24 protein-coding genes are annotated in these 23,718 nt (G+C 72.3%); 16 read left to right on the top strand and 8 right to left on the bottom strand.

All coding sequences use genetic code 11. From position 1 onward, the window contains the following. Window positions 1-7 precede the first annotated feature (7 nt). The gene (locus ACH4ZA_RS13685; protein WP_398429455.1) at window positions 8-703 is read right to left on the bottom strand and encodes a hypothetical protein; all 696 of its coding nucleotides are present in this window, start codon (window positions 701-703) and stop codon (window positions 8-10) included. A 68-nt stretch (window positions 704-771) separates the two neighbouring features. After that, window positions 772-2,097 carry a DUF2252 domain-containing protein gene (locus ACH4ZA_RS13690; protein WP_319276758.1) on the bottom strand — a complete coding sequence of 442 codons (1,326 nt, stop codon included), beginning with the start codon at window positions 2,095-2,097 and terminating at the stop codon, window positions 772-774. A gap of 214 nt (window positions 2,098-2,311) precedes the next feature. Between ACH4ZA_RS13690 and dnaE the strand changes: the two genes are divergently transcribed. After that, window positions 2,312-5,851, top strand: coding sequence for a DNA polymerase III subunit alpha (dnaE, locus tag ACH4ZA_RS13695; protein ID WP_398429457.1), 3,540 nt, complete (start codon window positions 2,312-2,314; stop codon window positions 5,849-5,851). A gap of 90 nt (window positions 5,852-5,941) precedes the next feature. On the opposite strand, the gene ACH4ZA_RS13700 is transcribed toward dnaE, so the two are convergent. Then, window positions 5,942-6,106 (bottom strand): hypothetical protein, encoded by a 165-nt coding sequence (locus ACH4ZA_RS13700; RefSeq protein ID WP_306953149.1) that lies wholly within the window; start codon window positions 6,104-6,106, stop codon window positions 5,942-5,944. A gap of 224 nt (window positions 6,107-6,330) precedes the next feature. Here ACH4ZA_RS13700 and ACH4ZA_RS13705 point away from each other — a divergent pair, with 224 nt between their 5' ends. The 4 genes from ACH4ZA_RS13705 (at window position 6,331) to ACH4ZA_RS13720 (ending at window position 10,261) form a co-directional block, all read left to right on the top strand. After that, entirely contained in the window at window positions 6,331-7,551 is a 1,221-nt protein-coding gene (locus ACH4ZA_RS13705) for an NYN domain-containing protein (protein ID WP_319276752.1), read from the top strand. A 107-nt stretch (window positions 7,552-7,658) separates the two neighbouring features. Next, window positions 7,659-8,633, top strand: coding sequence for an ABC transporter ATP-binding protein (locus ACH4ZA_RS13710; protein WP_319276751.1), 975 nt, complete (start codon window positions 7,659-7,661; stop codon window positions 8,631-8,633). Between the two features lie 103 nt (window positions 8,634-8,736). Then, window positions 8,737-9,561 (top strand): ABC transporter permease, encoded by an 825-nt coding sequence (locus ACH4ZA_RS13715; protein WP_319276749.1) that lies wholly within the window; start codon window positions 8,737-8,739, stop codon window positions 9,559-9,561. A gap of 34 nt (window positions 9,562-9,595) precedes the next feature. Beyond that, complete coding sequence (locus tag ACH4ZA_RS13720; protein ID WP_319276747.1) at window positions 9,596-10,261, top strand: DUF2567 domain-containing protein; 666 nt, start codon at window positions 9,596-9,598, stop codon at window positions 10,259-10,261. A gap of 217 nt (window positions 10,262-10,478) precedes the next feature. Here the strand turns inward: ACH4ZA_RS13720 and ybaK are convergent, their stop codons facing one another. The 4 genes from ybaK to ACH4ZA_RS13740 form a co-directional block, all read right to left on the bottom strand. Then, window positions 10,479-10,982, bottom strand: a complete 504-nt coding sequence (gene ybaK / locus ACH4ZA_RS13725) for a Cys-tRNA(Pro) deacylase (RefSeq protein WP_398429459.1) — start codon at window positions 10,980-10,982, stop codon at window positions 10,479-10,481. A 7-nt stretch (window positions 10,983-10,989) separates the two neighbouring features. Continuing rightward, window positions 10,990-11,730 carry an LON peptidase substrate-binding domain-containing protein gene (locus ACH4ZA_RS13730; protein ID WP_319276743.1) on the bottom strand — a complete coding sequence of 247 codons (741 nt, stop codon included), beginning with the start codon at window positions 11,728-11,730 and terminating at the stop codon, window positions 10,990-10,992. 11 nt (window positions 11,731-11,741) lie between these two features. After that, on the bottom strand, window positions 11,742-12,785 hold the full coding sequence (locus tag ACH4ZA_RS13735; RefSeq protein ID WP_319276741.1) for a hypothetical protein: 1,044 nt from the start codon (window positions 12,783-12,785) through the stop codon (window positions 11,742-11,744). 136 nt (window positions 12,786-12,921) lie between these two features. Continuing rightward, on the bottom strand, window positions 12,922-14,496 hold the full coding sequence (locus ACH4ZA_RS13740) for an oxidoreductase (protein ID WP_398429461.1): 1,575 nt from the start codon (window positions 14,494-14,496) through the stop codon (window positions 12,922-12,924). A 164-nt stretch (window positions 14,497-14,660) separates the two neighbouring features. Here ACH4ZA_RS13740 and hisD point away from each other — a divergent pair, with 164 nt between their 5' ends. From hisD to ACH4ZA_RS13790, 10 genes are all read left to right on the top strand, one after another. After that, window positions 14,661-15,986 (top strand): histidinol dehydrogenase, encoded by a 1,326-nt coding sequence (gene hisD / locus ACH4ZA_RS13745; protein WP_398429462.1) that lies wholly within the window; start codon window positions 14,661-14,663, stop codon window positions 15,984-15,986. Beyond that, complete coding sequence (locus tag ACH4ZA_RS13750; protein WP_398429463.1) at window positions 15,983-17,092, top strand: histidinol-phosphate transaminase; 1,110 nt, start codon at window positions 15,983-15,985, stop codon at window positions 17,090-17,092. The genes hisD and ACH4ZA_RS13750 overlap by 4 nt, the downstream gene beginning before the upstream one ends. Then, window positions 17,089-17,691, top strand: a complete 603-nt coding sequence (gene hisB / locus ACH4ZA_RS13755; protein WP_319276735.1) for an imidazoleglycerol-phosphate dehydratase HisB — start codon at window positions 17,089-17,091, stop codon at window positions 17,689-17,691. Before ACH4ZA_RS13750 ends, hisB begins: the two co-directional genes overlap by 4 nt. Window positions 17,692-17,695: 4 nt before the next feature. After that, window positions 17,696-17,860: a hypothetical protein gene (locus ACH4ZA_RS13760; RefSeq protein WP_057580120.1), complete on the top strand. Its 165-nt coding sequence runs from the start codon at window positions 17,696-17,698 to the stop codon at window positions 17,858-17,860. Next, window positions 17,851-18,507: an imidazole glycerol phosphate synthase subunit HisH gene (gene hisH / locus ACH4ZA_RS13765; protein WP_319276733.1), complete on the top strand. Its 657-nt coding sequence runs from the start codon at window positions 17,851-17,853 to the stop codon at window positions 18,505-18,507. The genes ACH4ZA_RS13760 and hisH overlap by 10 nt, the downstream gene beginning before the upstream one ends. Further along, window positions 18,504-19,229, top strand: a complete 726-nt coding sequence (gene priA / locus ACH4ZA_RS13770) for a bifunctional 1-(5-phosphoribosyl)-5-((5-phosphoribosylamino)methylideneamino)imidazole-4-carboxamide isomerase/phosphoribosylanthranilate isomerase PriA (RefSeq protein ID WP_351677513.1) — start codon at window positions 18,504-18,506, stop codon at window positions 19,227-19,229. The genes hisH and priA overlap by 4 nt, the downstream gene beginning before the upstream one ends. Continuing rightward, window positions 19,226-19,678 (top strand): RidA family protein, encoded by a 453-nt coding sequence (locus tag ACH4ZA_RS13775; protein WP_398429464.1) that lies wholly within the window; start codon window positions 19,226-19,228, stop codon window positions 19,676-19,678. The genes priA and ACH4ZA_RS13775 overlap by 4 nt, the downstream gene beginning before the upstream one ends. Beyond that, entirely contained in the window at window positions 19,675-20,430 is a 756-nt protein-coding gene (gene hisF / locus ACH4ZA_RS13780) for an imidazole glycerol phosphate synthase subunit HisF (protein WP_319276729.1), read from the top strand. The genes ACH4ZA_RS13775 and hisF overlap by 4 nt, the downstream gene beginning before the upstream one ends. 149 nt (window positions 20,431-20,579) lie before the next feature. Next, window positions 20,580-21,179: an ArsR/SmtB family transcription factor gene (locus ACH4ZA_RS13785; protein ID WP_398429465.1), complete on the top strand. Its 600-nt coding sequence runs from the start codon at window positions 20,580-20,582 to the stop codon at window positions 21,177-21,179. 106 nt (window positions 21,180-21,285) lie between these two features. Further along, window positions 21,286-22,539 (top strand): MFS transporter, encoded by a 1,254-nt coding sequence (locus tag ACH4ZA_RS13790; RefSeq protein WP_398429467.1) that lies wholly within the window; start codon window positions 21,286-21,288, stop codon window positions 22,537-22,539. A 48-nt stretch (window positions 22,540-22,587) separates the two neighbouring features. Here ACH4ZA_RS13790 and ACH4ZA_RS13795 read toward each other — a convergent pair whose 3' ends face one another. After that, a complete protein-coding gene (locus ACH4ZA_RS13795; RefSeq protein ID WP_398429469.1) occupies window positions 22,588-23,223 on the bottom strand; it encodes a TIGR03085 family metal-binding protein in 636 nt (211 codons plus the stop codon). Between the two features lie 83 nt (window positions 23,224-23,306). Here ACH4ZA_RS13795 and hisI point away from each other — a divergent pair, with 83 nt between their 5' ends. Next, a complete protein-coding gene (gene hisI, locus ACH4ZA_RS13800) occupies window positions 23,307-23,708 on the top strand; it encodes a phosphoribosyl-AMP cyclohydrolase (protein WP_319276723.1) in 402 nt (133 codons plus the stop codon). The last annotated feature ends 10 nt before the right edge of the window (window positions 23,709-23,718 follow it).

Consider the following 23,718-nt stretch of genomic DNA (forward strand, 5'->3'; position numbering starts at 1 on the left):
GTCTGTGTCAGACCGTGGCGGGCGAGCACGGCGGTCCACGCCGTCCCAGGGAGTGCACGAGGAGCCGGTCACGGGCGGTGGCCGCGCGGCCAGCGGGCCGCGGCAGGCGGCGGGCCGCCGGGGCGCGTCGCACGGTCACGGCGGCCACCGCGACCAGCAGGGGCCGGAAGGTGGTCACGGTGGCCGCCCGCAGCAGCTGGACGAGCGCCCGCTCGCCCCGGCGCAGCCAGGCAGCGGCGATCAGGCCGACGCACACGTGCGCGGCGAGCAGCAGCCAGGCGGCGGCCGGGTAGACATGGGCGAGGTCTGCGCCCAGCCCCGTGGGACCGGGACCGGCCGCGACCTGTGCCAGCGGGGTGCCGACGCGGGTGCCGTCGCCGCACAGCACGTCCCAGCCGATCGAGGCCAGCGGGCCGGCGACCGGGCCGCCGGCCCGGCCGTAACAGACGTGCTGGCCGGTGGTGAAGACGGTGTCGGCCGCCAGCTCCAGCGGGATCAGCCAGGCGGCGATCCGCCCGAAGCCGCACTCGCGGCCGGCGAGGGCGTACGCGAGGGCGAACACGGCGGCCGCGACCGCGGCCACCGTGTTGAGCGGCAGCGGGGCCCGCGACAGCAGCACGTGCGACGCGGTGCTGAGCGTCACGACGAAGGCCGTGAACAGCGCCGCGCGTACGGCTCTGAGGCGGGTCCCGGATATGTCCATAGCGGAGGAGAGTGTGTCACGTACTGCGGTAGGGGACCCCTAAAGAGTCCCTGTGAGACGGCCTACTGTCACAGACCCGGAATCCGGCCGTTGCGGAAGAGGTCGACGAAGATCTGGTGGTCGGCACGCGCGCGTGCGCCGTAGCCGTGCGCGAAGTCGACCAGAAGGGGTGCGAAGCCCTCCTCGTCGGCCGCGATCGCCGCGTCGATGGCCCGCTCGGTGGAGAAGGGGACCAGGGACTCGCCGGAGGTGTCGTCCGCCGCCGCGTGCATGGTGGCGGTGGCCCGGCCCAGGTCGGCGACGACGCCCGCGATCTCCTCCGGGTCGTCGATGTCGCCCCAGTCCAGGTCGACGGCGTACGGCGAGACCTCGGCGACCAGTTGACCGGCGCCGCCGAGCTCGGTCCAGCCCAGCCACGGGTCCGCGTGCTGCTGGAGGGCACGCTGGGAGATCACCGTGCGGTGGCCCTCGTGCCGGAAGTAGTCGCGGATCGCCGGGTCGGTGATGTGCCGGGAGACGGCCGGGGTCTGCGCCTGCTTGATGTAGATCACGACATCGTTCTCCAGGGCGTCGCTGTGGCCCTCCAGGAGGATGTTGTACGACGGCAGACCGGCCGAGCCGATGCCGATGCCGCGGCGGCCGACGACATCCTTGACCCGGTAGGAGTCCGGGCGGGCCAGCGACGTCTCCGGCAGCGTCTCCAGGTAGCCGTCGAAGGCGGCGAGCACCTTGTAGCGGGTGGCCGCGTCCAGCTCGATGGAGCCGCCGCCGGGCGCGAAGCGGCGCTCGAAGTCACGGATCTCGGTCATCGAGTCCAGCAGCCCGAAGCGGGTCAGCGCACGCGCGTCGCGCAGGGCGTCCAGCAGCGGGCCCTGGGCGGTGTCCAGGGTGAACGGCGGCACCTCGTCGCTCTTCGCGCCGGTGGCCAGCGCGTGGATGCGCTCGCGGTACGCGCCCGCGAAGACCTCCACCAGTTCGCTGATCTGGTCGTCGGAGAGCGCCTTCGCGTACCCGATGAGGGCGAGGGAGGCGGAGAGGCGCTTGAGGTCCCAGGTGAAGGGGCCGACGTACGCCTCGTCGAAGTCGTTGACGTTGAAGATCAGCCGGCCGTTGGCGTCCATGTACGTGCCGAAGTTCTCCGCGTGCAGGTCGCCGTGGATCCACACGCGCGAGGTGCGCTCGTCCAGGAACGGACCGCCCCGCTTCTCCGCGTCCAGGTCGTGGTAGAAGAGGCCGGCCGTGCCCCGGTAGAACGCGAAGGCCGAGGCCGCCATCTTCCGGAACTTCACGCGGAACGCGGCCGGGTCGGCGGCCAGGAGCTCGCCGAAGGCGGTGTCGAAGACGGCGAGGATCTGCTCGCCGCGGTGCTCGTCGTCGAGCTGCGGAACCGACATCGCTGGGTGCCTCCTGGTGCATGACGGGTACGACGGCGTCTCTGCCGTCTCCAACGGACGAGGGGATGCGGGAGTGCCCGTTCCCCTCCGGTGAAGGTACGCGGCGCAGCGGTCCGCGTGTCAGTGGTCCGGCATAGACTTCGACGCTGTCCCCCCGACCGCCCGAAACCGGTGGGACGCCAGTCGACCCATGTTTCCCCTGGAGGCCGCAGCCGTGTCAAAGCCGCCGTTCACGCACCTGCACGTCCACACCCAGTACTCGCTGCTGGACGGTGCCGCGCGGCTGAAGGACATGTTCGACGCGTGCAACGAGATGGGCATGACCCACATCGCCATGTCCGACCACGGCAATCTCCACGGGGCCTATGACTTCTTCCACACCGCGAAGAAGGCGGGCGTCACCCCGATCATCGGCATCGAGGCGTACGTCGCCCCCGAGTCGCGGCGCAACAAGCGCAAGATCCAGTGGGGCCAGCCGCACCAGAAGCGCGACGACGTCTCCGGTTCCGGCGGCTACACCCACAAGACCATCTGGGCGGCGAACGCGACGGGCCTGCACAACCTCTTCAAGCTCTCCTCGGACGCGTACGCCGAGGGCTGGCTGCAGAAGTGGCCCCGGATGGACAAGGAGACCATCTCCCAGTGGTCCGAGGGGCTCATCGCCTCCACCGGCTGCCCCTCGGGCGAGCTCCAGACCCGGCTGCGCCTCGGCCAGTTCGACGAGGCCCTGAAGTCGGCCGCCGAGTACCAGGACATCTTCGGCAAGGACCGCTACTTCCTGGAGCTGATGGACCACGGCATCGACATCGAGCACCGGGTCCGCGACGGACTGCTGGAGATCGGCAGAAAGCTCGGCATCCCGCCGCTGGTCACCAACGACTCGCACTACACCTACGCGCACGAGGCGACCGCGCACGACGCGCTGCTGTGCATCCAGACCGGAAAGAACCTCTCCGACCCGGACCGCTTCCGCTTCGACGGCACCGGCTACTACCTGAAGTCCACGGAGGAGATGTACGCCATCGACTCCTCGGACGCCTGGCAGGAGGGCTGCGCCAACACCCTCCTGGTGGCCGAGCAGATCGACACCACCGGCATGTTCGTCGAGAAGAACCTCATGCCGAAGTTCGACATCCCCGACGGCTACACGGAGATCACCTGGTTCAAGGAGGAGGTCCGCCGGGGCATGGAGCGCCGCTTCCCGGGCGGCGTCCCCGACGACCGGCAGAAGCAGGTCGAGTACGAGATGGACGTCATCATCAAGATGGGGTTCCCGGGATACTTCCTCGTCGTCGCGGACTTCATCATGTGGGCGAAGAACCAGGGCATCGCGGTCGGTCCGGGGCGTGGTTCCGCGGCCGGCTCGATCGTCGCCTACGCCATGGGCATCACCGACCTCGACCCGATCCCGCACGGTCTGATCTTCGAGCGCTTCCTCAACCCCGAGCGCATCTCCATGCCCGACGTCGACATCGACTTCGACGAGCGCCGGCGCGTCGAGGTGATCCGGTACGTCACGGAGAAGTACGGATCCGACAAGGTCGCCATGATCGGCACCTACGGCAAGATCAAGGCGAAGAACGCCATCAAGGACTCCGCGCGCGTGCTGGGCTACCCCTACGCGATGGGCGACCGTCTCACCAAGGCCATGCCCGCCGACGTCCTGGGCAAGGGCATCGACCTCAACGGCATCACCGACCCCTCGCACCCGCGGTACAGCGAGGCGGGCGAGATCCGCGCGATGTACGAGAACGAGCCGGACGTCAAGAAGGTCATCGACACCGCCAAGGGCGTCGAGGGCCTGGTCCGGCAGATGGGTGTGCACGCGGCCGGCGTGATCATGTCCAGCGAGCCCATCGTCGACCACGCCCCGATCTGGGTGCGGCACACGGACGGCGTGACCATCACCCAGTGGGACTACCCGCAGTGCGAGTCGCTCGGCCTGCTGAAGATGGACTTCCTCGGCCTGCGCAACCTGACGATCATGGACGACGCCGTCAAGATGGTGAAGTCCAACAAGGGCATCGACCTCGACCTGCTGGCCCTGCCGCTCGACGACCCGAAGACCTTCGAACTGCTCCAGCGCGGTGAGACCCTCGGCGTCTTCCAGTTCGACGGCGGCCCCATGCGCTCGCTGCTGCGTCTGATGAAGCCCGACAACTTCGAGGACATCTCCGCCGTCTCCGCGCTCTACCGTCCGGGCCCGATGGGCATGGACTCGCACACCAACTACGCGCTGCGCAAGAACAAGCTCCAGGAGATCACCCCGATCCACAAGGAGCTGGAGGAGCCCCTAGAAGAGGTCCTGGCCGTCACCTACGGTCTGATCGTCTACCAGGAGCAGGTGCAGAAGGCCGCCCAGATCATCGCCGGGTACTCGCTCGGCGAGGCCGACATCCTCCGCCGTGTGATGGGCAAGAAGAAGCCCGACGAGCTGGCGAAGAACTTCACCATCTTCCAGGCCGGCGCCAAGAAGAACGGCTACAGCGACGAGGCGATCCAGGCCCTGTGGGACGTGCTGGTCCCGTTCGCCGGCTACGCCTTCAACAAGGCGCACTCCGCCGCGTACGGCCTGGTCTCCTACTGGACCGCCTACCTGAAGGCGAACCACCCCGCCGAGTACATGGCCGGCCTGCTCACCTCGGTCAAGGACGACAAGGACAAGTCGGCCGTCTACCTCAACGAGTGCCGGCGCATGGGCATCAAGGTGCTCCCGCCCAACGTCAACGAGTCGGTGCACAACTTCGCCGCCCAGGGCGACGACGTGATCCTCTTCGGCCTCGAGGCCGTCCGTAACGTCGGCACCAACGTGGTGGAGTCGATCATCAGGAGCCGCAAGGCCAAAGGCAAGTACGCCTCCTTCCCCGACTACCTCGACAAGGTCGAGGCCGTTGCCTGCAACAAGCGCACCACGGAGTCGCTGATCAAGGCGGGCGCGTTCGACACCCTGGGGCACACCCGCAAGGGTCTCACCGCGCACTTCGAGCCGATGATCGACAACGTGGTCGCGGTCAAGCGCAAGGAGGCCGAGGGACAGTTCGACCTCTTCGGCGGCATGGGCGAGGAGGAGACCAGCGAACCGGGCTTCGGCCTGGACGTCGTCTTCACCGAGGACGAGTGGGACAAGACCTATCTGCTCGCCCAGGAGCGGGAGATGCTCGGTCTGTACGTCTCCGACCACCCGCTCTTCGGCCTGGAGCACGTGCTGTCCGACAAGGCGGACGCGGGGATCGCCCAGCTCACCGGCGGCGAGCACGCGGACGGCGCGGTGGTCACCATCGGCGGCATCATCTCCGGCCTGCAGCGCAAGATGACCAAGCAGGGCAACGCCTGGGCGATCGCCACCGTGGAGGACCTCGCGGGCTCCATCGAGTGCATGTTCTTCCCCGCGACCTACCAGCTCGTCTCCACCCAACTCGTCGAGGACGCCGTCGTCTTCGTCAAGGGCCGCCTCGACAAGCGCGAGGACGTGCCGCGGCTGGTCGCGATGGAGCTGCAGGTCCCGGACCTGTCGAACGCGGGCACCAACGCGCCCGTGATCCTCACCATCCCGGCGACCCGGGTCACCCCGCCGATGATCAACCGCCTCGGCGAGATCCTGACCCAGCACAAGGGCGACAGCGAGGTCCGCATCCGGCTCCAGGGCCCGACGAAGACGACCGTCCTGCGTCTGGACCGGCACCGGGTCAAGCCCGACCCCGCCCTCTTCGGCGATCTGAAGGTCCTGCTCGGCCCGTCCTGCCTGGCGGGCTGAGCGCGCGGGGGACCCGACGGCGAGGGGCGCATCCGGCACCGGATGCGCCCCTCGTGCATGCCCGGGCCGCGACGGCCCGCCGTGCAGACGTCAGTTGTGTCCGAAGCGCTTCTGCCGGCCCTTGCGGGCGATGTCGGCAGGCGTCGCCTGGGCGATGCGCTGCTCGGTCTGCGACTCCATCGACGACGGCTGCGCCGCCTGCGGGCCACGCTCGGACTGCGGCTGCTTACGGTCCTGCTTCTTGTTCTTGGCCATGGTGATCTGCCTCCTGTGGGTGATCTAGGGGCCAGGGCCGGGACCAGATTCACATAGGCTGACGCACGACGCATTTCGGATAATTACCGTCTGTGACAGGGTTCGTCGGAGCGTGGCGCCTCCAAACGCCACGCCGAAGATCGAGTTCCAGCCGTTAACCTCCGCGCGGTCGGGCAGACTCGAAGGAAGCCCGAAGCAAACCTCCCGGAAAGAGGGTGAGTCGTGTGGACCGCTGCATCGTCCTGGTGGACGCCGGGTATCTGCTGGGGGCGGCCGCGAGTCTCCTCGCCGGAGAACCCTCGCGATCCCGTATCACCGTCGACCACGCCGCGCTCGTCCAGGGACTGCGCGAACAGGCCGAGTCCGAGACCGAGCGTCCGCTGCTGCGCATCTACTGGTTCGACGGCGCCCCGGACCGCGTCCCCCAGCCGGAGCACCGCAGACTGCGCGTGATGCCCCGGGTGACGGTCCGGCTGGGCGCCCTGACCCGCAGCGACGGGCGGTGGGCGCAGAAGGGCGTCGACGCCGCCATGCACGCCGAGCTGACCGAGCTGGCCCGCAACCGCGCCTGCTCCGACGTCGTCCTCGTCACCGGCGACGGCGACCTGCTGCCGGGGATGATGGCCGCCAAGGAGCACGGCGTCGCCGTCCACCTCTGGGCCGTCCAGGCCGCCGACGGCGACTACAACCAGTCCGAGGACCTGGTAGCCGAGGCCGACGAGCGGCGCGTCCTGGACCGCATCTGGATCACGAAGGCGGTCCGCGCGAAGGAGCTCGGCGGGGTCTGCGCGCCGCCGCCCGCGCCGCGCCCCGAGATCGCCGCGATCCTCTCCGCCCCGCTGCCGGACTCCGGGCTCGCCCCCACCGTCGAGCGGCCCCCGGAGGAGGCCGAGCACCCCTCGGTGACCGCCGGCTCCGACAGCGGCACACAGGACCGCGGACCCGCCCCCAAGGGCGTCCCCACCCCCAAGGACCTCGCCGCCCTACGGGCGCCCGGGGCGCCCGCCGCCCAGCATCCGGCCACCGCGACCCTGCGCTGGTCCTCCGACAAGGGCTGGGTGGACCGCCCCGGCTCCGCCCCCGAGCCCGCAGAGGTCGCCTCGATGCCGACGCTCGCGCAGGTCACCACCGCCGAACAGCGGTGGGCCGACCGCGAGGAGGACATCACCACCGTCGGCGGCGACCCCTACGAGGTGGGACAGGTGTTCGCCCGCCGCTGGATGGGGCGCCTCGGCGACCAGAGCCACCTGCAGAAGCTGTCGGGCATGTACCCGCGTATCCCGCACCGCATCGACGGCGAGCTGCTGAGGTACGCGGCCCGCTTCGGGCTGCTCGCCCACAAGGACGACCAGATCGACGAGCACGACCGGTACGCCATCCGGGCGGGTTTCTGGCGCGAGATCGACGTGCGCACGGCCGCCGGGCACGCTCCGGCGGCGGACTGAGCGGGCCGCCCGCGACGCCCCGACCGCGAGCTGCGGCCCGCGACCCCGTACTCTCGTCCCTTGTGAGTACGCGCGCGGCACCGCCCCTTCGGCACGGGAACGAGGTCGTGTGTGCCGTGCGCGGTCTGACCAAGACCTATCCGGCGGTCCGCGCCCGGCGCGGCACCCCCGCGACAACCGAGGTCCGGGCCACCGACGACGTACGGCTGGACATCCGGCGCGGTGAGATCTTCGGGCTGCTCGGACCCAACGGCGCCGGCAAGACCACCCTCGTCCGGCAGATGACCGGGCTGATGCGTCCTGACGCGGGCAGCGTGGAGATCCTCGGTCACGACATCGTGCGCCACCCCGAGCGGGCCGCCCGCATCCTCGCCTACCTCGGCCAGGAGTCCACCGCCCTCGACGACCTCACCGTCTCCCTCGCCGCCGAGACCACCGCGCGACTGCGCGGCCTCGACGTGCACACGGCACGCCGGGAGCGGGACGCCGTCCTCGACGAACTGGGCCTCACCCCGCTCGCCGGACGGCCCCTGCGCAAGCTGTCCGGCGGTCAGCGCCGGCTGGCCTGCTTCGCCGCCGTCCTGGTGGGGGAGCGGCCGTTGCTGGTGCTGGACGAGCCGACCACCGGCATGGACCCGGTGGCCCGGCGGGCGGTGTGGGCCGCCGTCGACCGCCGGCGGGCCGAGCGCGGCACGACCGTGCTGCTCGTCACCCACAACGTCATCGAGGCGGAGACCGTGCTCGACCGGGTCGCCGTCCTCGACCAGGGCCGGGTCATCGCCTGCGACACCCCCGCCGGCCTCAAGCAGCAGGTCGCCGACGAGGTGCGGGTCGAGCTGGTGTGGCGGGATCGGGCCCCGATGGACGTCCCCGAGGTCGCCGCGCTGCGCGAGCGGGCCCTGGAGTCGGGGCGCCGCTGGACGCTGCGGCTGGCCCCCGACGAGGCCCGCGCGGTCGTCGCCACCGTCACCGGCGGGGCCGCTTTCGCCGCGCTGGACGACTTCACCCTCGCCACGCCGAGCCTGGAGGACGTCTACCTGGCGCTCGGCGGGGCGGCACGGCAGGGGCTGGTGAGGGCGTGAGCGCGAGGTGGACGGCGAGCGCCCCTGGCGGCGGACTGAGCGGGCGGGCCGCCGGACCCGTATGGGACGGTATGAGAGCCGTAGGGAAGAGGAGCAGCGCCACGTGAGTGTCGTACCCGCCGAGGTTCTGCCGGGCGGCGCCCGGGCCGTCACCGAGACGCCCCGCGCCGCGGCCGCCGAACTCGCGCCGCGCGCCCGGCTGTGGCCGTCGCTCGTGGCCGTGTACCGGGCCCAGCTGTCCCGGGCACGGGTGGCGCGCATCCCGCTGCTGTTCGTGGCGACCTTCCAGTCGGTCGGCATCCTGATCATGATGCGCGGCGTGGTGGACGGCGGAAGCGAGGCGGAGGCCGTCGTGGCGGGCTCCGCGGTGCTCGTCGTGGCCTTCGTCGCGCTGAACCTGCTCGCGCAGTACTTCGGGCAGCTGCGGGCGAGCGGGGGGCTGGACCACTACGCGACCCTGCCCGTGCCGCCGGCCGCGGTCGTGCTCGGCGCGGCCGGGGCCTACGCCTCGTTCACCGTGCCGGGGACGCTGGTGACCGCGGTCTTCGGCTGTGTGCTGTTCGGTCTGCCGCTGACCCATCTGTGGGTGCTGGCGGCCGTCATCCCCCTGGCGGGCGCCGCGCTGTCCGGTCTCGGCGCGGCCTGCGGGCTGCTCGCGCCGCGGCCGGAGCTGGCCACCGTGCTGGGGCAGCTGGGCATGTCGGCGGCGCTCCTGCTGGGCGTGCTGCCCCCGGACCGGATGCCGGAGGCGGTGCGTCTCGCCCGCGACCTGCTCCCGTCCACGTACGGCGTCGAGGCCTTCGCGCGGACCTTCGGGCCGCACCCCGACTGGGCGTTCGTGCTCGGTGACCTCGCCGTCTGCGCGGGCGTGGGCGTGGTCTCGCTCGCCGTCGCCACCTGGGCGTACCGCCGGGCCGCCGTCCGGTGACGCGCCGCACGGGCGGGCCTGGCACGATGTCAGTGTGACCGCACCGCTGACTCCGCCTCCGCCGCCGCACGAACCGTCGTCGCACGAGACCTGGCCGCCCTCGCCCGGAGGGTACGCGGGAGTGGCCACCGCGCCCCACGACGGCGCGTACGGACAGGACGGGCCCGGGATGAAGACCGAACTGCGGGAAGCCGCCGTGATCACGGCGGGGGTCGCCCTCCTCGGAGTCCTGCTGGGACTGCTGTGGGTGTGGCTGGCGCCGAAGGTGCCGCTCGTCGGCGAGCTGTCGGACGGCAGCTGGGTCGTCTACTTCAAGGACACCGAGGGGGAGCAGGCGATCGGGGTGGACGGCACGTTCACCCTGCTGGCCCTGGCGTGCGGCGCCGTGAGCGCGGCGGCGGTCTTCCTGTGGCGGCGGCGCGGGGGAGTGCCGCTGGTGGTGGCGCTCGGCGTGGGCGGTCTTCTCGGATCGCTGCTGGCCTGGCGGCTGGGGGTGTGGCTCGGGCCCGACTCCGACGTGATCGCCCATGCGCAGGCCGCCGGCAAGGGTGTCACGTTCTCGGCGCCGTTGAAGCTGGGGGCGAAGGGGGCGCTGCTGGCGTGGTCGCTGGCGGCGATGCTGGTGCATCTGGGGCTCACGGCCCTGTTCGGGCCTCGGGATCCCGAGCCGTTCCCGCCGTACGGGGCGCCTACGGCGTAGGGGCGGTGCCGCTGCGGGGTGCTGTGGGGGCGGTTCTCGCCCCCGCCGCCCCTTCCCTTCCCTTCCCGTCCCGTCCTCAGGGGTGCTGCCCCTGTGCTCACCCCGCCAGGGGGCTCTGCCCCCTGGACCCCCGATCGGCCTGGACGGCCTCGTCCTCAAACGCCGGACGGGCTGGATGGCCGGGCGGCCTTGAGAGGCGTGGGGGCTGGATGGCCGGTCAGGGGCGGGCGATGGGGGCCAGTAGGGCGGCGGTCTGGGTGGTGAGGTCTGTGGGGGACAGTTCGATCTCCAGGCCCCGGCGGCCCGCCGAGATGCAGATCGTGGCGTGCTTCGTCGCCGAGTCGTCCAGGACCGTGCGGAGCTTCCTGCGCTGGCCCAGCGGGGAGATGCCGCCGCGGACGTAGCCCGTGGTGCGTTCGGCGAGGACCGGGTCGGCCATCGCCGCCCGCTTGCCGCCCACCGCCGAGGCCAGGGCCTTCAGGTCGAGGGAGCCCGCGACGGGGACGACCGCCACGGTGAGGGCTCCGTCCACGTCCGCGACCAGGGTCTTGAAGACGCGGTCGGGGGAGACGCCCATCGCCTCGGCCGCCTCCTCGCCGTAGGAGGGGTGGCTCGGGTCGTGGTCGTAGGCGTGGACCGTGTAGTCCACGCCCGCCGCCGTCAGGGCCACCGTCGCGGGCGTGCCGCCGGACTGCTGCTGCTTCTTCGGCTTCTTCGCCATGGGGCCTTCAGTTGAGACTGGTCGGGGCGCGGGTCAGGTCCGCCGCGGGCAGTGAGGGCAGGCTGCGGATGATCGCCGTCTCGGCGCGCAGCACGGTCAGCTCGTCCCGCAGACGTGAGGCCGTGTCGGGGGCCTGCAGCAGGCGCTGCTTGCTCGGGACGTCCAGCATCATCGCCGCCGCCACCAGGTACGACACCACCGAGGGGTCGTCCGGCAGGTCCGCGCCGGTGGCCAGCGAGCGCTCGCGGGCCCCCGCCAGCCGCTTCTGGTACTGGCGGAAGGCGCGCAGCACGCCCTCGGCGAGGGCGCCCGCTTCGTCGCCCGGTTCCTCCGGCAGCTCTTCGAGCTCCGCCGTCAGGAAGGGGCCCGAAGCGTCCACCGACAGCAGCTTGACGCGGGTGGTGCCCGTCGCCAGCACCTCGAAGGTGCCGTCGGCGCGCTCCCGGATCGTCGCCGCGTCGGCCACGCAGCCCACGCCGTGGAACGTCCTCGCGGGGTCGTCGCCGAACCCGGCGGCCGGGCCGCGCTCGGTCACCGCGGTGCGGTCGGGGAGCCCCCGGGCGCTGGGCGCCACCTCGTGGCCGTCACGGATGGCCACGACGGCGAACCGGCGCGATTCTTCCTCGGGGGTCTTCAGAAGATCGCGCATCATGGCGCGATAGCGCTCCTCGAAGACGTTGAGCGGGAGCACGAGTCCCGGGAACAACACCGAGTTCAGCGGGAAGAGCGGCAGACGGACGGTGGTCACGACGCAGAAGCCTAATGGTCCAGCGACCGGGCTCGTCCGCCGTGCCCGTCACCCGGCTGCCACGGGGGGCGTTCGGACGGCCCCGAGCGGACCTCCTCGCGCACGGCCAGGAAGTGGCCGAGCGGGTCGTCCGACAGCCGTCCCCAGGGGAAGGAGGTGGCGTACGGGCCGATCAGCCGCAGCTGGGCGAGTGCGTCGGCGCGGCGGTCCAGGCGGACCAGGACGTACGTCAGCACGTTGCGGATCTCGGCGGGCCACGGGTCGGCGGCCGGGAAGCGCGCGGAGAGCGCGACGGCGCGGTCGGCGGCCGCGTCCAGCCGCTCGCGCGGCACCTCGGGGCCGCAGCCGTCGGTGAGATAGGCGAAGGCCGCGCGGGCCGGCAGCGCCTGGACGAGGGAGCCGGCCGGCGCGTCCTGCGCGGCCCGGTCGGCGAAGTCGAAGCACTCGCGGTGGGAGCCGTGCCAGGACTCGGCCAGATAGCGCTTGGCGGCGACATGGCAGCCGTAGTGGTGCGGGGCTCGGCGCACCGCGGCCGCCCACAGTTCGCCGAAGTACTTGTGCCCGGCCCGGGAGCCTCGGGCGTGGTCCAGGGCTATCCGCCACGGCACCGGGTCGCGGACGTCGCTCTGCGCGGCGGCGGTGATCAGCGGGCTCACCTCGCGCAGCAGCTCGGCCCGGGCCGGCGACTGCCAGGCCCGCGCCACGGCGAGCTGGGCGGCGACGAGCAGGACGTCGGGGTCGCGTGGGGCGGCGGCGCGCCAGTCCTCGAACCACTCCGGGCGGGAGCGGGCGAAGGCCGCGAGCCGGGTCGCGTACCGGTCGCGGTACTCCCACTCGGCCCGTTCCCGGGTGTGGGCCAGCAGTTCGGCGGCGGGCGCGTAGGCGCCGAGGGCGGCGGCGACCAGCGCGGGCCCGAGCCGGTCGTCGGGCACGTCGAGGAGCACCTCGTCGTCGGTGGGGAGCCCGGCGGCGCTGTGGGGGGCGGCGTTCCGTGCCTGCCGGGTGCTCCGGGGGGCGCGGATGAAGGGGGGCAGCAGAGCCATGGTGCCGACCATTGAAAAGCCGCGGCTTCAGATTCCGCCAGAGGGATCGCGCAACCTGTGGAAAGTTGTACGCCCCCAGGTCAAGGGATGGTAAAGGTGAGCGTTCAACAACTTTTTCCGTTGCGCACCCCTGCGGACCCGCTGTCCCTCAGCCCCGGCGCAGCAGTCTCGTCGCCCCCGCCGCCACCGCCGTCGCCAGGACCCAGCCGAGCAGGACCAGCGCCGACGACAGCCACTGCCAGCCGCCGCTCAGCTGCCACTGGCCGACCTGCCCGAGGTCGATGACCGGCAGCAGCAGGTCGAGGGCGAACAGCGCCGGGTTCCAGGGCGGGTGTCCCTGCCGGTCGACGGGCGGGTGCGCCGCGTGTGCGAACGCCAGCGAGCTCGCCGCCCACAACACCGCCATCCACACCGCCGCGCGGCCCGGACGGTACCCGTAGGCGACCGTCCAGTCCTGCGCGTAGCCCCAGAGCTTCGCGGCCGGCGGCAGGGTCTCGCGACGACGGCGCTGCTTGGCCAGCAGGACCTCGCGCGCGTCCTCGTCCTCCCCGCCGCTGCGCAGCACGGCCGCCAGCCGCTCGTACGGCTCCGGGGCGTACTCGGCCGTCGCCGCGGCCACCCAGCGCAACCGCTCGGTCAGCGGGAACGGCCCCTGCGGCACCAGGTTCTCGTAGGCGAAGCCGCCCATGTGCAGCGCGCCCGGAGCCGGCCACGCGCTCGCGCGGTCCACCAGGTTGATCACCCGCGCGCCGGACAGGACCACCTTGCCGCGCAGCGGCTGCTCGCCCAGGAAGCGCAGCTCGGGAGTCTGCACCCGGCGCAGAGACAGCTCCTGGTCGTCCGTGAGGACGAACCGGGCCCGCTCCAGATCCACCGCGTCCCCGAACCGGCCGTCGTCCAGGCGTATCCCGCCCCGGCACTCGAAACGCTGGATCCGCGTGCCGCGGGCCGGGGTGACGCCGCTCAGCGCGTGTCCGCCGACCCCCGCCGGGGTCAGGTACAGCGAACGCTCCACGGTCAGCTGGGGCGCGTTCAGCGCGAGCCGCGTGTACGGGTTGACCAGCCGCGCCCCGCGCAGGCTCAGCGACACGCCGATCTTGGCGCTGCGCAGGCTCAGCTCGCCGTGCGACTCGAGCAGTTCGGCCTGGAGGTCCTGGCCGACCGTCATGCCGTCGGCGGCGATCGAGCGGCCGGTGCGGTCCCGGTGGACGATCGCCTGGTTCAGCATCAGGTCCGTGCCGATGTGCGCGTCGGTGAGCCGCACGCCGTTGTGGAAGCGGCAGCGCGGGAGGTGAAGATCGCCCTCGGTGTGCACCCGCGCCGCCTCCAGGCGCGGCACCGAGCAGTCCACCAGCCGCATGGTCGTGAACCGCGCCTCCGGCAGCAGCACGTCCTGCTCGAAGCGGCAGCGCTTCATCTCCACGTAGGGCACCACCGTGCCGCCCGCGAGGTCCAGCGAGCCGCTGATCTGCACGCCGGCCAGCTTCATCGAGGCGACCCGGCCGGACAGCGCCGGCGGCCCGTCCAGCAGCAGCCAGGCGACCGTCCGGGCCCGCACGGTCCTCGCCCCGCCCCACGGACGGCCCCCGTGCGGATCGTCGTCGACCGGGTCCCCGCTGCTCAGGTCGTACACGCTGCCGTTGCGGAAGGCCTGCCACATGCCCGCCTCGGCCGCGGTCAGGTCGTCCGGCAGGTCACCGGCGCCGTCGGTCACCGCTGTCACCCGTCCCCCCTCCGTGACTCATGGGTATCGCCCCGCTGGTTCTGCCCGCCGGGTGACCGCCCGAACACCCCTCGTGAAGGCGATCTTCCGATTCCGGCCACGGTCTGTATCAGCCATTGATACGCGCGGACGACGCCCGATCCCGGTCTGAGAGAATTGGCGACGTGATCTCCCGAATCGATCTGCGCGGCGACGCCCTTCCCGAGGGACCCGCCCTGCGCGACCTGCTGCCCCGAGCCGACTTCGACGTCTCGGCCGCCCTCGAGAAGGTGCGTCCGATCTGCGAGGCCGTGCATCATCGGGGCGACGCGGCGCTGATCGACTTCGCCGAGCGGTTCGACGGGGTCCGGCTGGAATCCGTCCGGGTCCCGGCCGGGGCCCTCGCCGACGCGCTGGGCGGGCTCGACCCCGCCGTGCGGGCGGCCCTGGAGGAGTCCATCCGCCGCGCCCGTCTCGTCCACCGTGAGCAGCGCCGTGCGACCCGCACGACCCAGGTCGTGCCCGGCGGCGCCGTGACCGAGAAGTGGGTGCCCGTCGACCGGGTCGGTCTGTACGCGCCCGGCGGCCGCTCCGTCTACCCGTCCTCCGTGGTGATGAACGTGGTGCCCGCACAGGAGGCGGGCGTCGAGTCCATCGCCCTGGCGTCACCCGCACAGGCCGAGTTCGGGGGGCTGCCGCACCCGACGATCCTCGCCGCGTGCGCCCTGCTCGGCGTCGACGAGGTGTACGCGGCCGGCGGCGCGACCGCCGTCGCGATGTTCGCGTACGGCACCGAGTCCTGCGCGCCCGCGAACATGGTCACCGGCCCCGGCAACATCTGGGTCGCCGCCGCCAAGCGCTACTTCGCCGGCAAGATCGGCATCGACGCCGAGGCGGGACCGACCGAGATCGCCGTCCTCGCCGACGCCACGGCCGATCCCGTGCACGTCGCCGCCGACCTGATCAGCCAGGCCGAACACGACCCGCTGGCCGCCGCTGTCCTGGTCACCGACTCCGTCGAGCTGGCGGACGCGGTCGCCAAGGAGCTGGCGCCGCAGGTCGCGGCCACCAAGCACGTCGAGGACCGGATCGTCCCGGCGCTCTCCGGCCGGCAGTCGGCGATCGTGCTGGTCGACGGAGTCGACGAGGGCCTGCGGGTGGTCGACGCCTACGGCGCGGAGCACCTGGAGATCCAGACGGCGGACGCCGCCGCCGTGGCCGACCGGGTGAGGAACGCGGGCGCGATCTTCGTCGGGCCCTGGGCGCCGGTCTCGCTCGGCGACTACGCGGCCGGCTCCAACCACGTGCTCCCGACGGGTGGCTGCGCCTGCCACTCCTCGGGGCTGTCCGTGCAGTCCTTCCTCCGCGGCATCCACATCGTCGACTACACGCGCGACGCGCTCGCCGAGGTCGCGCACCACGTGGTGACGCTGGCGGAGGCGGAGGACCTGCCGGCCCACGGGGCGGCCATCAAGGCGCGGTTCGCATGGAAGGTGCCGACGACCCAGTGAGCTTCGGAATCGACGATCTCCCCGTACGGGACGAGCTGCGCGGCAAGTCCCCCTACGGCGCGCCCCAGCTGGACGTGCCCGTACGGCTGAACACGAACGAGAACCCCTACCCGCTGCCCGAGCCGCTGGTCGAGCGGATCGCCGAGCGGGTGCGCGACGCGGCCCGCCACCTCAACCGGTACCCCGACCGCGACGCCGTGGAGCTGCGGACGCAGCTGGCGAGGTACCTCACCGACACGGCGGGGCACGAGGTCGCCCCGGCCAACGTGTGGGCCGCCAACGGCTCCAACGAGGTCCTCCAGCAGCTGCTGCAGACCTTCGGCGGACCCGGCCGCACGGCGATCGGCTTCGAGCCGTCGTACTCGATGCACGGGCTCATCGCCCGCGGCACCGGGACCGGGTGGATCTCCGGGCCGCGAGGCGCCGACTTCACCGTCGACGTCGCGGCCGCGGAGAAGGCCATCGCCGAGCACCGCCCTGACGTCGTCTTCGTGACCACCCCCAACAACCCCACCGGCACCGCCGTCCCGGCCGAGACGGTCCTCGCGCTGTACGAGGCCGCCCAGGCCGCGAAGCCGTCGATCGTCGTGGTCGACGAGGCGTACATCGAGTTCAGCCACGGCGACTCGCTGCTGCCGCTGATCGAGGGCCGGCCGCACCTCGTCGTGTCGCGCACGATGTCGAAGGCCTTCGGCGCGGCGGGACTGCGCCTCGGGTACCTCGCCGCGCACCCGGCGGTGGTGGACGCCGTCCAGCTGGTCCGGCTGCCCTACCACCTGTCGGCCGTCACCCAGGCGACCGCGCTGGCCGCCCTGGAACACACCGGCACCCTGCTGAAGTACGTCGAGCAGCTGAAGTCGGAGCGGGACCGCCTGGTGGGCGAACTGCTCGCGGCCGGCTACGAGGTCACGCCGTCCGACGCCAACTTCGTGCAGTTCGGGCGGTTCGACGACGCCCACGCGGTGTGGCGGCAGATCCTCGACCGGGGCGTCCTGGTCCGGGACAACGGCGTGCCCGGCTGGCTGCGGGTCACCGCCGGAACCCCCGAAGAGAACGACGCGTTCCTCGACGCGGTCCGTGAACTGAAGAAGGAGACGAACGCATGACTCGCGCAGGCCGCGTCGGAAGAATCGAGCGCACCACGAAGGAGACCTCGGTCCTCGTCGAGGTCGACCTCGACGGCACCGGCAAGGTCGACGTGTCGACCGGCGTCGGCTTCTACGACCACATGCTCGACCAGCTCGGCCGGCACGGGCTGTTCGACCTGACCGTGAAGACCGACGGCGACCTGCACATCGACTCGCACCACACCATCGAGGACACCGCCCTCGCGCTGGGCGCCGCCTTCAAGCAGGCCCTCGGCGACAAGGTGGGGATCTACCGCTTCGGCAACTGCACGGTCCCGCTGGACGAGTCCCTCGCCCAGGTCACCGTCGACCTGTCCGGCCGCCCCTACCTCGTGCACACCGAGCCCGAGAACATGGCGCCGATGATCGGCGAGTACGACACGACGATGACCCGGCACATCCTGGAGTCCTTCGTCGCGCAGGCGCAGATCGCGCTGCACGTGCACGTGCCCTACGGGCGCAACGCGCACCACATCGTGGAGTGCCAGTTCAAGGCGCTCGCCCGGGCCCTGCGCTACGCCTGTGAGCACGACCCGCGCGCGGCCGGCATCCTCCCCTCCACGAAGGGCGCGCTGTAAAGCCATGACCGGACTGTCGACCATCCTGATCGTCGTCGGCCTCTTCCTGGCCGGCGGCATCTACTCCTTCGTGAAGCAGCAGATGCCCCGGAGCCTGATCGTGCTGCTCTCGATAGGGGCCGCGATGTGCCTCGTCGCCGGTGTGATGCGGCTGGAGGTGTGGAATTGAGCAGCGCGAACGGCGCGAAGAAGGTCGTGGTCTTCGACTACGGCTTCGGCAACGTCCGCTCCGCCGAGCGCGCCCTCGCGCGCACCGGCGCGGACGTCGAGATCACCCGTGACTTCGACACCGCGATGAACGCCGACGGACTGCTGGTGCCGGGCGTCGGCGCCTTCGCCGCCTGCATGCGCGGCCTGAAGGAGGCCCGGGGCGACTGGATCATCGGCCGCCGGCTGTCCGGCGGCCGGCCGGTGATGGGCATCTGCGTCGGCATGCAGATCCTGTTCGAGCGCGGCATCGAGCACGGCGTGGAGAGCGCGGGCCTCGACGAGTGGCCCGGCGCGGTCGAGCCGCTGCAGGCCGACGTCGTGCCGCACATGGGCTGGAACACCGTGGACGCCCCGGCCGACTCCCAGCTGTTCGCCGGCCTCGACGCGGACGCCCGCTTCTACTTCGTGCACTCCTACGCCGTCCACGACTGGTCCCTGGAGGTGCTCAACCCCGCGATGCGCGCCCCCCGGGTGACCTGGGCGACGCACGGCGAGCGCTTCGTGGCCGCGGTCGAGAACGGCGCCCTGTGGGCCACGCAGTTCCACCCCGAGAAGTCCGGCGACGCCGGAGCCCAGCTCCTCACCAACTGGATCGGAACACTGTGAGCAAGCTCGAACTCCTCCCCGCCGTCGACGTCCGCGACGGCCAGGCCGTCCGTCTCGTGCACGGCGAGTCCGGGACCGAGACCTCCTACGGCTCCCCGCTCGACGCGGCCCTCGCCTGGCAGCGGTCGGGCGCCGAGTGGCTGCACCTGGTCGACCTGGACGCCGCGTTCGGCACCGGCGACAACCGCGCGCTGATCGCCGAGGTCGCGAAGGCGATGGACATCAAGGTGGAGCTCTCCGGCGGCATCCGCGACGACGACACCCTCGCCGCCGCCCTGGCCACCGGCTGCACGCGGGTGAACCTGGGCACGGCCGCCCTGGAGACGCCCGAGTGGGTCGCCAAGGTCATCGCCGAGCACGGCGACAGGATCGCGGTCGGCCTGGACGTCCGCGGCACGACCCTGCGCGGCCGCGGCTGGACCCGCGACGGCGGCGACCTCTACGAGACGCTGGCGCGCCTCGACCGGGAGGGCTGCGCGCGGTACGTGGTCACCGACATCGCCAAGGACGGCACCCTGCAGGGCCCCAACCTCGAGCTGCTGAAGAACGTCTGCGCCGTCACCGACCGGCCCGTCGTCGCCTCCGGTGGCGTGTCGTCGCTGGACGACCTCCGCGCCATCGCCGAGCTCGTCCCGCTCGGCGTCGAGGGCTCGATCGTCGGCAAGGCGCTGTACGCGAAGGCGTTCACGCTGGAAGAGGCCCTGGAAGCGGTGGCCCGGTGAGCGAGGTGCGCCGGATCGGGTCCGGCGGACCGTGGGAGGAGGCCTTCGGCTACTCCCGCGCGGTGCAGCTGCCGGGCGGGCTGGTGCTCGTCTCCGGCTGCACCTCCGTGGTGGACGGTGAGATCGCCGCCGGGGGGCCGTACGAGCAGACGGTGAACGCCTTCAACGTGGCCTTCGCCGCCCTGGAGAAGCTCGGGCTCGGCCGCGAAGACGTCGTGCGCACGCGCATGTACCTCACCCACGCGCGGGACGTCGACGACATCGGGCGCGCCCACAAGGAGTTGTTCGACGCCGTCCGGCCCGCCGCGTCCATGGTCATCGTGTCCGGCTTCGTGGACCCGAGTCTGGTCGTCGAGGTCGAGGTCGAGGCGTTCCGCTCCGGCGACGGCGACGGCCACGGCGATGGCGATGGCGACGGCGACGGCGACGAGGAGGTGCCCGCGTCATGACGCTGGCCGTACGAGTCATCCCCTGCCTGGACGTGGACGCCGGCCGGGTGGTCAAGGGCGTCAACTTCCAGAACCTGCGGGACGCGGGCGACCCCGTCGAGATGGCCAAGGTGTACGACGCCGAGGGCGCCGACGAGCTGACGTTCCTGGACATCACCGCGTCCTCCGGCAACCGAGAGACTACGTACGACGTGGTGCGCCGCACCGCCGAGCAGGTGTTCATCCCGCTGACCGTGGGCGGCGGGGTGCGCACCCCGGAGGACGTCGACAAGCTGCTGCGGGCAGGCGCCGACAAGGTGGGCGTCAACACGGCCGCGATCGCCCGCCCGGAGCTGATCCGGGAGATCGCCGAGCGGTTCGGTCGGCAGGTGCTGGTCCTGTCGGTGGACGCCCGGCGCACGGAGTCGGGCTCCTTCGAGGTGACGACCCACGGCGGCCGCCGAGGCACCGGCATCGACGCCGTCGAGTGGGCGCACCGGGCGGCGGAGCTGGGCGCGGGCGAGATCCTGCTGAACTCGATGGACGCGGACGGCACGAAGGACGGCTACGACCTGGAGATGATCGCCGCGGTGCGCAAGCACGTGACGGTCCCGGTGATCGCCTCCGGCGGCGCCGGCCGGCTCACGCACTTCCCGCCGGCCGTCGAGGCGGGCGCGGACGCGGTGCTGGCGGCGTCGGTCTTCCACTTCGGCGACCTGCGGATCGGCGAGGTCAAGCAGACCCTGCGCGAGGCGGGCCACCCGGTGCGGTGACACCGGCGGACCCGCGCCGGGACGCGCGGCGCTCCTGACCTGGTAAGCCCCGGCCACCTGGCGGCCGGGGCTCACTCGTCCCGAGAAAAGAAAGATAAGTTGCGCAAAATATATTGCGCAACTATTCCTTCCTGTCTACCGTGGGGGACATGACAGGCAGGGAACGCAATCGCCGGATCACGGACCTGGGCACGCTGAAGGCGCTCGCCCACCCGTTGCGGATGCAGCTGTACCGCGGGCTGACCGTCGCCCGTGTCGCCACCGCCTCCCACCTCGCCGACCAGGTGGGCGAGGCCGTCTCGCTCGTCAGCTACCACCTGCGCAAGCTCGCCGAGCACGGGCTGATCGAGGAGGCCGAGCCGCAGAGCGCGGACGGCCGCGAGCGCTGGTGGCGGCTCTCCTCCGACGGCGTGAGCATCCGCGACGAGGACTTCCGCGACGCCCCGGAGAAGGCGGCCGCGCACACCGCGGCCAGCAGGCTCTTCGCCGAGGACCGCATGGACATGTACCGGCGCTGGCTCGACGAGCGGACCCACTGGGGCGCCGAGTGGAACCGCAGCGCCGAGTCCTCCGAGTCCATCCTGCGTCTCACCGCGGACGAACTGGCCGAGCTCAACGCCGAGATGCTCGCGCTCCTGCGCAGGTACGAAGAGCGGGGCAGGGCCGCGGACGCCGCCGAGGGCGCCGACGTTTCCCCCGGCCGCGAGAACGTCTCCGTGCACACGTACTCGTTCCCGTTCCGTGCCTGATCCGGCGCCCGGACCCGCCTCCCCGTCCGTCGCCGGACCCGGACCCGGCGCCGCGTCCGCCGCCGTACCCGAATCCGTGTCCGCTCCCGTGGGAGAGAGGCTGCCGGTGACCACCGCCACGCACGAGACCGTCCAGCGCACCGCCCCCGAACTCCCCGCCCACCGCGACCCCAACGTGCTGCGCTGGCTCACCGCCTACACCGCTTCCATGGTCGGCGACAGCGTCTACTACATCGCCCTGTCGTGGACCGCCGTGCAGACCGGCACCGCCGCACAGGCCGGGCTGGTGATGACGGCGAGCGCCGTGCCGCGGGCCCTGCTGATGCTGGGCGGGGGAGTGATCGCCGACCGGCTGGGTCCGCGCGGGGTCGTCATCGGCAGCGACGCCGTGCGCTGTGCGGCCGTCCTCGCGGTGGCCGCGCTGCTGTACGCGACGACTCCCGGACTGTGGCCGCTCACCCTGCTCGCCCTGGTCTTCGGCGCCGTCGACGCCGTCTTCATGCCGGCCGTGGGCGCGCTTCCCGCGCGCGTGACGAGCCGCGGGCAGCTCGCACGCGTCCAGGGCATGCGCGGCCTCGCCATCCGGTTCGCGAGCGTCGTCGGCGGGCCGCTCGGCGGTCTCGGCGTGGCGGTCGGCGGCGCGGCCGCCGCGTTCTCCCTGGCCGGGCTGCTGATAGCGGTCTCGGTGCCGCTGCTGTGCTCCGTGCGCGTCCGCGAGCTGCCCGCCGACGACCGGGCGGCCGCCGGCGGCACCGCCCGGAGCGACCTGCGGGCCGGCCTGCGGTACGTACGCCGCCACCGCGTCCTCGCCCCCTTGCTGCTGGCCATCGCCCTGGGCGACCTGGGCTTCGTCGGGCCCCTCAACGTGGGCCTGACCCTGCTGGCCGACGAACGCGGCTGGGGCGCCGCCGGCATGGGGTGGGTGCTCTCCGGGTTCGGCGTCGGCGCGGGCGCCGCCTCCCTGCTGCTGACCCTGCGAGGACGGCTCCCGCACGCCGGCCGGCTGGCCGGCTGGTCGATCCTGGCGGGCTCCGTGGCCATCGGCGCCCTCGCGTTCGCGCCCACCCTCGTCACCGCCGTCGGCACGGCCCTGCTGATCGGACTGCTCGCCGGGCTCAGCGGCGCCGTGTGCGGAGCCCTGCTGCAGACCCAGGCCGACCCCGCCTGCCTGGGCCGCGTCACCGCCGTCTCCAGCCTGGTCAGCGTCGGTCTCACCCCGCTCAGCATGCCGGTGTCGGCCGCGGCCGTCGGGGCCTGGGGCACCGGCCCCGTCTTCGTCGTGAGCGCCGCGGTCTGCGGGCTGGGCGGCGTCGTGGCCCTGAGCGTGCCCGACCTGCGCCGCGCCGAACTGCCGCGCTGACCCCACCCCCGGGGGGCCGGGCCGCCGGCCCCCCGGCCCGCACGCCGCTCAGATGCCGAGCTGCTTGCCGCCGTGCAGCCGGTCGATCGCTTCCTTCTCGCCGTCCAGCTCCACCGCGGCGGCGCTCTGCCGCCCGTACAGGAACAGCAGCAGCTCCGACGGCTCACCCGTGGCCGTCACGACCGGCGTGCCCCGGTTGGCGACCGCCGTACGGCCGTCCGGGCGGCGCAGGACCAGGCCCGTCGGCATGCCGCGGCCCATCAGGCGCGCGGTGCGCTCCAGCCGCGACCACAGCGCGTCCTGGAAGACCGGGTCGAGTTCGCGCGCGGACCAGTCGGGCCGCGCCCGGCGGACGTCCTCCGTGTGCACGTAGAACTCGATGGTGTTGGACGCCTCGTCGAGCTGCTTGAGCTGGAACGGGGAGAAACGCGGCGGACCCGTGCGGATCAGCTGGATCAGCTCCCCGTACGGCTTCGCGGCGAACTCCTCCATCACCCGGTCCAGGCGCGACGCCAGCTGCTTGATCAGGATGCCTCCGGTGGCGTCCGGACGGCGCTCGCGCACCACCACGTGCGCGGCCAGGTCACGGGTCTGCCACCCCTCGCAGAGAGTGGGCGCCTCAGGGCCCGCGGTCTCCAAGAGGTCGGCGAGCAGAAGCCGTTCACGCTTCGCGAAAGTGGACATGCGGCCAGCCTACGACCCCGTGCACGGTCCGCACAGTGGACACCGCGCCGTCACCGTCAGTGGCGCGCGGCACAATGGCAGGCATGACCAGCACGCCCACGCCCAGCAGCCTGGACCCCGACATCGCCGCGCGTCTCAAGCGCAGCCCCGACGGGCTCGTCCCCGCCATCGCCCAGCAGTACGACACCGGTGAGGTGCTCATGCTCGGCTGGATGGACGACGAGGCGCTGCACCGCACGCTCACCACCGGCCGCTGCACCTACTGGTCGCGCAGCCGCCGCGAGTACTGGGTCAAGGGCGACACCTCGGGCCACGTCCAGCAGGTCAGGTCCGTCGCCCTCGACTGTGACGCCGACACCGTGCTCGTCCAGGTCGACCAGACCGGCGCGGCCTGCCACACCGGCGCCCGCACCTGTTTCGAGGCCGACGTCCTTCTGAAGGACGCCGCGGGCGCCGATTCCGGCGTCACGGGCTCGGATCAGTAAGGTCAGCCGC

Origin of the sequence: Streptomyces sp. NPDC020597 (genome assembly GCF_044335095.1) — a bacterium.
In the GTDB taxonomy this organism is placed as follows: Bacteria; Actinomycetota; Actinomycetes; order Streptomycetales; family Streptomycetaceae; genus Streptomyces.